General features: G+C 55.0%; 11 protein-coding genes. 3 read left to right on the forward strand and 8 right to left on the reverse strand.

The features are described 5' to 3' along the window. Window positions 1–261 precede the first annotated feature (261 nt). On the forward strand, window positions 262–1,809 hold the full coding sequence (locus tag ABYV26_RS12420; RefSeq protein WP_372681432.1) for a sigma 54-interacting transcriptional regulator: 1,548 nt from the start codon (window positions 262–264) through the stop codon (window positions 1,807–1,809). Between the two features lie 116 nt (window positions 1,810–1,925). On the opposite strand, the gene ABYV26_RS12425 is transcribed toward ABYV26_RS12420, so the two are convergent. The 4 genes from ABYV26_RS12425 to ABYV26_RS12440 all read right to left on the reverse strand — a co-directional run bounded on the left by ABYV26_RS12425 (window position 1,926) and on the right by ABYV26_RS12440 (window position 4,985). Continuing rightward, a complete protein-coding gene (locus ABYV26_RS12425) occupies window positions 1,926–3,170 on the reverse strand; it encodes an MFS transporter (RefSeq protein WP_372681434.1) in 1,245 nt (414 codons plus the stop codon). Window positions 3,171–3,436: 266 nt separating this feature from the next. Continuing rightward, a complete protein-coding gene (locus tag ABYV26_RS12430) occupies window positions 3,437–4,297 on the reverse strand; it encodes a ThiF family adenylyltransferase (protein WP_372681436.1) in 861 nt (286 codons plus the stop codon). Between the two features lie 3 nt (window positions 4,298–4,300). Then, window positions 4,301–4,537 (reverse strand): MoaD/ThiS family protein, encoded by a 237-nt coding sequence (locus ABYV26_RS12435; protein ID WP_372681438.1) that lies wholly within the window; start codon window positions 4,535–4,537, stop codon window positions 4,301–4,303. 253 nt (window positions 4,538–4,790) lie between these two features. After that, the gene (locus ABYV26_RS12440; protein WP_372681439.1) at window positions 4,791–4,985 is read right to left on the reverse strand and encodes a uracil-DNA glycosylase; all 195 of its coding nucleotides are present in this window, start codon (window positions 4,983–4,985) and stop codon (window positions 4,791–4,793) included. Between the two features lie 130 nt (window positions 4,986–5,115). On the opposite strand from ABYV26_RS12440, the gene ABYV26_RS12445 reads away from it, so the two are divergent. Beyond that, window positions 5,116–6,060 carry an SDR family oxidoreductase gene (locus ABYV26_RS12445; protein ID WP_372681441.1) on the forward strand — a complete coding sequence of 315 codons (945 nt, stop codon included), beginning with the start codon at window positions 5,116–5,118 and terminating at the stop codon, window positions 6,058–6,060. 86 nt (window positions 6,061–6,146) lie between these two features. Here ABYV26_RS12445 and ABYV26_RS12450 read toward each other — a convergent pair whose 3' ends face one another. The 4 genes from ABYV26_RS12450 to ABYV26_RS12465 form a co-directional block, all read right to left on the reverse strand. Continuing rightward, window positions 6,147–6,752 carry a hypothetical protein gene (locus tag ABYV26_RS12450; protein WP_372681443.1) on the reverse strand — a complete coding sequence of 202 codons (606 nt, stop codon included), beginning with the start codon at window positions 6,750–6,752 and terminating at the stop codon, window positions 6,147–6,149. Between the two features lie 344 nt (window positions 6,753–7,096). Then, window positions 7,097–8,380: a diaminopimelate decarboxylase gene (locus ABYV26_RS12455; protein WP_372681445.1), complete on the reverse strand. Its 1,284-nt coding sequence runs from the start codon at window positions 8,378–8,380 to the stop codon at window positions 7,097–7,099. Window positions 8,381–8,397: 17 nt separating this feature from the next. Beyond that, a complete protein-coding gene (locus ABYV26_RS12460) occupies window positions 8,398–9,624 on the reverse strand; it encodes an LL-diaminopimelate aminotransferase (protein WP_372681447.1) in 1,227 nt (408 codons plus the stop codon). A gap of 39 nt (window positions 9,625–9,663) precedes the next feature. After that, window positions 9,664–10,134, reverse strand: coding sequence for an Lrp/AsnC family transcriptional regulator (locus ABYV26_RS12465; RefSeq protein ID WP_372681448.1), 471 nt, complete (start codon window positions 10,132–10,134; stop codon window positions 9,664–9,666). Between the two features lie 229 nt (window positions 10,135–10,363). Between ABYV26_RS12465 and crcB the strand changes: the two genes are divergently transcribed. Further along, window positions 10,364–10,741: a fluoride efflux transporter CrcB gene (gene crcB, locus ABYV26_RS12470; protein WP_372681450.1), complete on the forward strand. Its 378-nt coding sequence runs from the start codon at window positions 10,364–10,366 to the stop codon at window positions 10,739–10,741. Window positions 10,742–10,752: the final 11 nt, after the last annotated feature.

Consider the following 10,752-nt stretch of genomic DNA (forward strand, 5'->3'; position numbering starts at 1 on the left):
AAAACACAAGCTCATTCAATTTGTTTTAGTTCTCAGCAAAGAGAGTGCCAAATAAATCGTCTGAAATAAGCGCTTATTTTTAAATAACTTTTTTTTGTTGCCTGTTTTTGCGCCGAAAAAATGGTGCCGAATAATAATCGATGTGCCCAATATTGGTCTTTACACTGTGGGGATAAAGAATTAAAACATTAAAGGGCGAAGTTGTCAAATCACCAACACGATCCGTTAGCCGAACGATTGCGTTTTCACCCAGGAGGTCAAATGAAATGTGATTTAGCCACACGACACCAAATACTACTTGAAATTACCAATGCCGTGATCTTTAATAAAACCAATCAGGGCTTTTTCAATGCACTTTCTGCGGAATTGAGCAAACATTTTCCCTTCGACCGTCTGAGCATCAATCTTTTTGATCAAAAAACCCAGACACTACAATATTTCACCAAAGTTAAAGGCGTTGGCAATGGTATCATCTCGAACATGGAGCAACGGCCGTTGAAGGGTTCAATTGCCAATATGGCCATCCAATCAAAAAATCCGGTTATCATCGATGACCTGAGAAAGTACTCAAGCCTATCCATCATTCAACAGCTGATGAAGGCCGGCTTGACCTCAACGATGGCCTTTCCGCTGATTGTACGCAGAAACGTACTGGGAACACTTCACTTTTCTTTTAAAGACCGACCCGCCAATCTGTCCGAATTATCGCGATTGTTGGCCGAGGTATCCAAACAGGTTGCCATTGCGGTAGACAATCTGATCGCCTATGAAAGGCTGAAGGATGAGAAAAAACATCTGGAAAGTGAAAAGCAGTATTTGATTGGCTCTTTAGAAGAATATAAGCCGGAAAACTTCTACCACATTTCACCCGAAATGTCCGAGATCATGAATTTGGTCAATCGCGTTGCAGAGATCGATGCTCCGGTATTAATTACCGGGGAAACCGGAACTGGCAAAGACTACTTGGCGCGATACATTCATCATATCAGCCACCGCAGAAGGCACATGTTCATTAAAGTCAACTGCCCGGCGATCTCTTCGACATTGTTCGAGAGTGAATTGTTTGGCCACGCCAAAGGATCTTTCACCGGAGCCGATACGCAACGCATCGGGCGCTTCGAAATGGCTGATAAAGGAACGGTTTTTCTCGATGAAATCGGTGAATTGCCGGCTGGTCTGCAGGCCAAGCTTTTACAGGTGTTGCAGGAACAGCGCTTCGAACGTGTCGGAGGCAATCGGCCAATCGTTGTCGATTTCCGGTTAATTGCCGCGACCAACAGGGATCCCGAAGAGAGCATACAAAAGGGAAAGTTAAGAAAGGATCTCTACTACCGGTTGAATGTCATCCGTGTGCATGTGCCTGCGCTACGTGAGCGGAAGAAAGATATCCCCCTGTTGATTGACAAGATCAACCGCATAGAAGCCGATCTCATTCACCAAATCGCTCCGACCTATAGCCAATCGGCGCTTGATTTATTGGCTGATTACCATTGGCCGGGCAATGTTCGCGAGTTGAAGAATCTTGTCAAGCGTATGATTATCCTCAACTCTGGCGGTAGCGTCAGCATCGAGGACGTTAAAAAAATGATCGACCTAAAAGATATGTGTGACGAAACACCCGAAGCGCATCTTCCCACCCTGGCGGAGTCCGAACGCCATTCCATCAAACAGGCCCTGATTGCGTGCAAGGGGGTCATTGGTGGTCAAAAAGGGGCCGCTCGCCTCTTGGGTGTCCCACGCTCGACCCTCCAATACCGTATGACAAAACATGGCATCAAGCCCAAAAAAGTTGTTCTGCTGGAAGATTGAGGCGTGAGCAATCAGGCTGTTGCGGCGTTTCAAGCCTATGGATGAGGACGGCAAGCCGGAAGAGGTCGCGGCTGGATGTCACTATCCGCCGATATACCCAGGCTCAAAAAACACACCTATGCTTTATTTTTTGTGGCCGACCTCTGTTGTCTATCTTCGCGGTAATAGATGGCACATAGGGTAGCCGTCAGGCCGCCAACCCCAAGGACCGTGAACGCCCAGCCCCACGTTTCAGGCGTGGTGCCAGGTGGATTGGTTAGATCCAGCGTCGCACCGAAAATTATTGGCGCAATACCTCCCGCGCCGAAGCCAAACAGGGACCGGACGGCGAGGATGGACCCGAGGTGGCTCGGCTCCACTGCCTCGGTCAGTGCGGTAGACAGTACCGGTGAATCGCCGATGGCGAAAAAATAGTAAACGAACCCTATCGTCACCAGGATCGTAATGGGCCAGGCAGTCAGCCAGCCGATCACCAACGACAACCCGGTGCCGATCGCCGCAACCTGGATCAGTACGATTCGCCTGCCCAATAAGTCCGCAAGGCGACCCGTCGATACTGATGCCAGCGCGCCAATGAGATGCATGGAAGCCACAAGATAGGCACCGAACTGGGCTGTTTCTCCGAAATTTTTTCCAGAGATGGTTATCATTGCAGCAAAGAAAGCCGGTGTCCATGACCACATGCCCAACAGTTCCCAGCAATGGAAAGTATATCCAGCGATCAACAGGCGCGCGTTGCGGTTGCGCCGAAAAATAGCCGTTACGCGACGGCGCTCGGTGCGTGAATGGATGTGATTGGGGGTTTTCCTCAATGCATAACAAGTAAAGATTAAGCCAATTAAGGGCAGACACCCGGTTACGATGAAAGCGGCCCGGTATCCCCCCCAAGCCAGGCATATTCCTGACACAACCAGGGAAAACGCATATCCAACGGAGGTGCTCGCAATCAGAAATCCGATCGCGGCACCACGTCTTGACCTGTCGTAGCGTTCAGAGAACAGCATGATTGCCGGCGTATAGAGGCCGCCTTGTGTGGCTGCGGCAATGGCGTACAATAATAGACCAGAGCGGTAGGAATGTGCAAAAAAGCCGAATCCCAGAGCCGATATTGCGCTCAGAACAGCAGAGAGAAGAAATAATCGCTTTGCCCCAAAATGATCGGAGAGCCAGGCGAACACGAAAAGAGACGCGGCGTAGCCAAACATAAAAGCCGATGAGATGCTTCCGGCCTGGGTGGCCGACATATCCCATTCGTTGAGAAGTATCGGCAGACAGGCAGCATATACCATGAAGTTCGCATACAGTGCGATGCGCGAAATAAAGACCAATATCAGCCAGCTATCGAATCGTGCTGCCGCCATCTGGATAATCAGCCTTTTTCAGACAGGTTTCGGATGATGGGTAAAGATGGTTTCTTGCCCAAAGACTATTTGCCGGCTGCTCCAAAATTGGTAGAGAGTAGCTTAGTCGGGGAAATCTTGTCAATTGTTGAGGGGAGATCGTAGGCAGACAACGTGCGATGCGTTAAAATTGAGGACGTCGTAAACAGCCGCTTTTACGAATCCGTCAACATTTTCCGGCGAGCACGTCAAGGCCATCTTAGGAAAAGGGGGAATGGAAGGGGTGCTCAAGAAAGCTGGAGGGTCTCAACCGTGTAATCGGCCAGATCAACCACCAGTAATTTGTTCTTGAGGGTGTTTTCGTTTTGAAGCAGCACTTTGAGGACCTCGGCGCACTCCAGGGAGGCGATGAGATTGACCCCCGGCGACAGGCAGCCCAATCGGGTTTCCGCGCCCTTGGTCGTCTTGAGTTGATCTTCGGGCCCATAGATGGCTTCGAGCCCGCTGTCCTCGGGAAAGATGGTGGTCACGTGGCCGGCCATACCGGCGACGGCAGCGGAAACCATGGGAATGCCGGCACGCTTGGCCGCAGCCTCGAGGGTGAACCGGGCGTGGATGGTATCCAGGCAGTCCACCGCGAGGTCGCATGAACCCAGCAAGCTGTCCGCATTTTCCGGCGTCAGGAAAGCTGAGGCGGCGACCACCTCAAGACCGGGGTTGATCGTCTTCACGCGCAAGACTGCGGCGTCCACTTTCGGCATGCCGATGCCGTCGACACCGCTCAACAGCTGGCGGTTGAGGTTATGCGCTTCAAACACGTCCCCGTCGACCAGGCAAAACCGACCGATTCCCATGCGGGCCAACGTCTCCGTCACCGTGCCCCCCAACCCTCCCAACCCCACGATGCAGACGGTCGATTCGAGCAGCCTGATCTGATCGGCTTCGCAAAGGGTCTTCATGTTGCGAAGGTAACGATCCGGAAGGATGTGCTGGCTCAAGGCGGCCAGTTCAACCGTCCGCCCGGTGACACCTGCCTCGTCCGCCAGGCGAATCACTTCTGCCGCCGCAATTGACCGGCAAGGGGTGCCATCAGCCAGCGTGGTGTTCAGGGCCAGGGTGTCGAGTCGGTGCGCAAGCGTATTTTTCATGGATTACCCACCCGCCACCGGCGGGAAGATGCCCACGCGCTCACCGCCGCTCAGCCGGGTTTCAAGGGTTTGTTTGATGCCATTGATGAAGATCAAATGGGCCTTGACCGTAGGAATGTCCAACCGGTCCAGCATCTCCCTGACGGAGATGCCCGGTTGGATGGGCACACGGTCCGAATTTTCGGGCGACAGGGGGCTCAGGGCGGCGAACAGCTTGAGTTGAATATGCGGCGTTGGCATGTCTTTCCTCATCCATGGTGAGTGGTTGGATCGATACATAAGGCAATACAAAATAATAACAGCCAGGTGCTTCGTCAAGTGAAGCGGCGTGGGCATCGAGGGTGGGGCGCCCGTTGCTTTTGACATCGTCTTGTGGCATCATCGCCCAGTTTGTATGCCCCAATCAAAATAAATGGTGGCGCATAGCGACATCCCAATTCGATGTTCGGCGTTCAACGTTAAGACAACATGGCGTTTATGGAGGTGACCCGGGTCACGCACCCGTGCCGTCTCTCTCGGCTTTGGGGCTGTAGTGCAGGCAATCCTGCCCCGAGCTCTGGCGGACGACGAGGCTGGGGGGGCGCCTGCTTTTAAAATTCATGGCCCGACAGCCGTGGGGCCTGCGGGTATCCCAGGTGACATAATAAAATTCGCATTTTCGGCAGACGATGGGTTGGCGTGGTTTCATGGCGATGGGTTGACGTCGGCGTTCACAGACTCCGCATGCTGAGTTTACTTTTCTTCTTAGCTCAAGGGCCGGGATCATGGCAAGCGCCTTTTTTGCGGGGAACGCGTGCCAAGGAAAGGATCGTTTTAAAATGGAAAAAATCAGTCATGCACTGGTGACCGGTGGCGCCGGTTTCATTGGTTCTCACCTGGTTGATGAACTGGTGGCCAACGGATGCCGGGTGACGGTGCTGGACAACCTCTCCACCGGCCACCGCCACCATATCGATCATTGGGGAGACCGAATCGAGTTTGTCGAAGGGGACATCCGGGATGCCGGGTTGTTGGATCAGGTGGTCAAGGGGTGCGACGTGGTGTTTCACCAGGCAGCGGTGGTGTCGGTCTCACAATCCGTCCTGGATCCTTCCCACTCCTGCGAGGTCAACGACCTGGGGACGGTCCGGGTCCTGGATGCCTCCCGGCGAAGCGGCGTGCGGCGGGTGGTCATGGCCAGTTCCAGTGCGGTTTACGGCGACGACCCCCGTATGCCCAAAACCGAAGACATGGCACCTAAACCCCTGAGCCCTTATGCGGTGCAAAAACTCACCGGAGAATTTTACGCCTCGGCTTTCAAAGGGCTGTATGGGCTGGAAACGGTATGCCTGAGGTATTTCAATGTGTTCGGTCCCCGACAGGATCCATCGTCTCCCTATTCCGGGGTGATCTCCATTTTCATGAACAAGGCGACTGCCGGCGACGCGCCGACCATATACGGTGACGGCGGCCAGTCCCGGGATTTTGTCTACGTCAAGGATGTGGTTCGCGCCAATCTGCTGGCTGCCACCGAGGCGTCTGCAGCCGGTCGGGTGTTCAACGTGGGCACCGGTGTGATGATCCGCATCATCGACCTGTGGAAATTGATTGGCGGGCTTTCCAACGTAAAGCTCGATCCGGTTTTCGATCCGCCTCGAGCAGGCGACATCCGTGAGTCTGTCTCCGATATCGGTCAAATTCGCCAAGCATTGGGTTTCAGGCCCCAGATGGCGCTTCGCCAGGGGTTGCTCGACACCCTGGCCTGGTATCGGAACCCTTCGTAACAGGCGCGCCGTCGTTCAGTGGATAATATCCAATTGGATGCCACCCGTTGAATAGCGGGGGTGACGCGTGTAGACGGAGGCCAGGATCAGGTGGCGTCAGATTGGACCTCCCAGAACTTTTTTACTGCCGGCCCGCGCCATTTTCCTTTGCCTGACACGGTGGGGATGGCCCGCTCGTCCATTTGGCGGGCGATTTTCTCCCAGCTGTCGCCGTCGGCCCGCATGGCAGTGATGACACCCAACAGTCGGGGTTTGTCATTGTCGCTGATCTTTCGGTTGCCGGTGCCGATGCCGGCAAACCCGTCCACGACCGCTCCCGGGTCGATGCTGTCCGTTGCATCCCCGTTCGATTCCGGATCTGCTTCGATGGTTTCACTGGCGCGGGGCTGATCTTTCTCATACCCCCAATGGCGCCCCAGCATGGCAGCAATGGTTTCCAGCGCGTCGGCGATGCGGGCGTCTGTTTTTTTTCTGGCGGCCAAAGCCTCGGCAATGCGTTTCTGGTGGTCTGCCAGTGCGTCGAGGCTGTCTTTGACCAAGGCGAAGTTCTCACCGGTCACCTTGGCATAGTAATCCGGTTTTCTTCGCTCGTTTCCCGCGCGTCGCTGGGGCCCCTTGTAGTCCGTGTAATCTCGCCTGCCCCGGTCTTGCTTCAGTTTTCCACTTCTCAGATTGTGCAAAAAATCATCCATGTGGTCTCCTTTGTTATGCTGTCAGATATAAACCAGCCCTGTAAAAATTAGTCAACGATGTTTTAGATGAACGATTCAATCAGGATCGAGCTTGCATTGGGATATCATCGTGAATGCAAATCGGAATAGCCCTTCGACCGTTTACCGAAAAAGGGTGACACCAGGCCTGCCATTTCAAGACAGTATATGGAAAAAACGGTGAAGTAAAGATCGGGCACGTTTCTATTCAGAATTATCGGTCGGGCCGCTGAGCGACTTTAGCCAGATTCTGTAATTTCAGATGCATGCTGCGGGGAAGGTTCAATAAAGGACAGCTTTTGCATCCTTGGGGTAAACGATCACCCTCAGTTAGCCAACCGGCGGGTCGTCGACCGCGTCTTTGCAGGCAGCGCGTCGGGGGTGAACGAAAGGGTTGCAAAATAATCGTCCAGGCGCTCCTCCCGGCGGATCAACTCGACCGTGCCATCCAACTTGAGCAGCAGTTCTTTGGGACGGAGTTTTCCATTATAGTTAAAACCCATGGCGTGGCCGTGGGCACCGGTGTCGTGAATCACCACAGGGTCGCCTTCAGCGATGGGGGGAAGGGGCCGCTGGATGGCGAATTTATCGTTGTTTTCGCATAGGGACCCCACCACATCCACGACCTTCGTTGCATCCACGGTCTTGCCGGGAACGGTGACGTGGTGGTAGGCATTGTACATGCCCGGGCGCATGAGGGATGACATGCAGGCGTCCAGCCCCACGTAGGTGCGGTAGATCTCCTTGCGGTTGATGGCGGTGGCTACCAGTGCGCCGTGCGGGCCGGTCATGAAGCGGCCGCTTTCCATGTATAGCTTGGGCATGTAACCGTTTTGCCGGGAAAAGGCGTTGAACGCGACCGTGATGGCCCGGGCCATGGCCTCCAGGTCCAGCGGGGTGTCGGCGGGCCGGTAAGGGATTCCCAGGCCGCCGCCCATGTTGATGAACTCGAACCGAATGTTCAGCGCCGTGCCGATTCGCTCCACCTGTTCCAGCAGCATGGCGGCCGTTTGTACCATGTAGGTATGATCCCGCTCGTTCGACGCCAGCATGGTATGCAACCCGAATCGCCTGGCTCCTCGGTCTCGAGCCGCTTGATAGGCATCGACCAGCTGCTCATGGCTCACCCCGTATTTTGCTTCCACCGGCGTTCCAATGATGGCATTTCCAGATCGCCGCTCGCCGGGGTTGTAGCGGAAGCTGATCAGGCCGGGCATGGCGGGGAGCTTGCCGACCAGCGATATGTCATCCAGATTAACGATGCTTCCCCCATCGGCCATGGCCACGGCAAATTCCTGGCGGGTGGTATTGTTGGAGGTGAACATCAGGTCTTCGCCGGTGCCGCCCACCCGGCGGCTCAAAACCAGTTCGGCCACCGAACTGCAGTCGAAGCCGAAGCCCATGTCGGCCATAATGGCAAGGATGGCAGGATTGGGCAGGGCCTTTACCGCATAGTACTCCCTGAAGCCGGGAATGCTGCCAAAGCATTGCTTAAGCCGGTGCCCGGTCGACCGGATACCGGCTTCATCATAGATGTGAAAAGGTGTGCCGAAGTGATCGACGATCTCTTTCAACAGGGGGTAAAGCCGGTTCTCAAATGCTTTTGACATGGGCATGGGGCAGTTCCTCAGGACGCCAGGGCTTGACGGATGCGGGTCATGGCCAGGTTTACATTTTCATGGCTGTTGAATGCACTGATCCGGATGTGGCCTTCACCGCAGGTGCCGAAACCGGCTCCCGGCGTACAAACCACGCCGGCTTTTTCCAGCAGCATATCGAAAAAGGCCCAGGAATCTTTTTCCGTCGACACCCAGATGTAGGGTGAATTTTCACCGCCGATGCAGGAGTAGCCTAAGGCTTGCATCTCTTGGCGGATCAAGTGGGCATTGGCCATGTAGTAGTCGATGAGTTCGGCCACCTGGCGCTTGCCGACATCGCTGTAAACCGCTTCCGCGGCTCGCTGCACCGGGTATGAAACCCCGTTGAATTTGGTGCTGTGGCGTCGACTCCACAGGCTGTGCACCGAATGAGCCTCACCGGTTGCGGAAAACGCCTTCAAGGTAGTGGGAACGACCGTATAGGCGCACCGGGTGCCGGTGAAGCCGGCTGTCTTCGAAAAGCTCCTGAATTCGATGGCCACCTGACGGGCCCCCTCGATTTCGTAAATGGAGTGGGGCAGGGCGTCGTCCCGGATAAAGGCTTCGTATGCGGCATCGTAGAGGATGATGGCCTGGTTGGCCGTCGCATAGTCTACCCATTCCTTGAGTTGATCGGCGGTGATGGTGGCGCCGGTGGGGTTGTTGGGAAAACACAGATAGATCAGGTCCACCGGCTCGGTGGGCAGGCCGGGGATGAAACCGTTTTCCGCGTGGCCGTCCAGATAGACGATACCGTCATATCGCCCGTTGCGATAGGACCCCGTGCGGCCGGCCATCACATTGGTGTCCAGGTAAACGGGGTAGACCGGGTCGGGAATGGCGATTCGGGTGCCGGCGTCAAAGATTTCCTGAATATTACCGGTATCGCACTTGGCGCCGTCGCTGACGAAGATCTCCTCGGCACGGATGTCCGCCCCTCGGGACTTGAAATCGTTTTCGGCGATGGCTTCCCGCAGGAAGTCATAACCCTGTTCCGGGCCGTATCCGCGGAAGCTGACGTCGGCGGCCATCTCATCAACGGCTTGGTGAAAGGCGGAAATACAGGCCTCGGGCAGTGCGCGGGTCACGTCGCCGATGCCCAGTCGAATCACAGCCGGGTCGGGATGACGCTGCTGGTGGGCGGCCACCCGCTTGGCGATATCGGAAAACAGGTAGGAGGCCTTCAGCTTCAGGTAATGGTGGTTGATGCGAATCATAAAATACCTCGTCAGCGTGTTGCGAGATGGGTGGACCGATCAGCGTATCAAATCCTGATCGTCGATGGGGATCCTGGCCGTCTCTTTGAATGTGTTCATGACAATGGTGGTGCTGGTCGAGACTACCCCTTTCAGCGGTGCAATCCGCTCTCTCACTAGACGCCCCAGCGCCCTGGTGTCGGTCTCTCGCACTTTTAAAAGATAACTGTCCCGGCCGGCCACGTAATGGATTTCCTGAACCTGGGCAATGGCTGCCAGGGTGTCCACCAGACCATGCGCCTCTCCCTTGCCATTGATGCGGACGTGGATGAAGGCCACCTGGCTTTTCCCGAAGCGTTCGGGGTTGAGCCGGACTTCATAGCCATCGATAAGGCCCATCTTCTCCAGTTTGCGGATGCGCTCCAGGACCGCCGAGGGAGCCATGCCCACCTGGCGGGCGACCTCCACGTTGGGAATGCGCGCTTTTTTCTGCAGAATCTTCAGAATTTTTAGACTAATATCGTCAATCATTCTTAATTATTCCTTATTGTGCATAAAAATATTCTCTATTTTTGAGGGTGTCAAGAATAATATACTTAGAAAAACTTGCCGGTCCGAATTTAAGCAGCCTGGCGGCCGGAGAAAAAGATTGAAGTCTTGATGCTTATTCTCTATGCATGAATCATGATTTAACACCGGCTGTTCGAACGCGTCCCTGGTTGGGGTAATTTCCATTCCATGCGAGCCGCAGGAGTCTGCAATGCTGAAATTCGTCGCTATCGGCCTGGGTGGGTGTGTCGGCGCCATCCTTCGCTACCTCGTGGCCGGGGGGGTGCACACACTGGCCAAAACTGAATCCTTTCCGGTGGGAACCATGACGGTCAATGTCGCCGGCTGCCTGCTGATCGGTATCGGGGGGGGGCTCATGGAGAACCGCCAGCTTTTTTCTCCGGAGCTGCGGGCGTTTCTCTTTGTGGGCATCCTTGGCAGCTTCACCACCTTTTCCACATTTGGCCTGGAAACCTTCAACCTGGCCAAAGAGGGACAATGGCTGGCCTCTTTTGGAAATGTGGGCATCAGTTTGATCCTGGGATTGGCGGCGGTATTGGCCGGCCACATGCTGTCCCGGCTGCTTTGATCTGACAACAG

The organism is Desulfosarcina sp. (assembly GCF_041551955.1).
Classification (GTDB): domain Bacteria; phylum Desulfobacterota; class Desulfobacteria; order Desulfobacterales; family Desulfosarcinaceae; genus Desulfosarcina.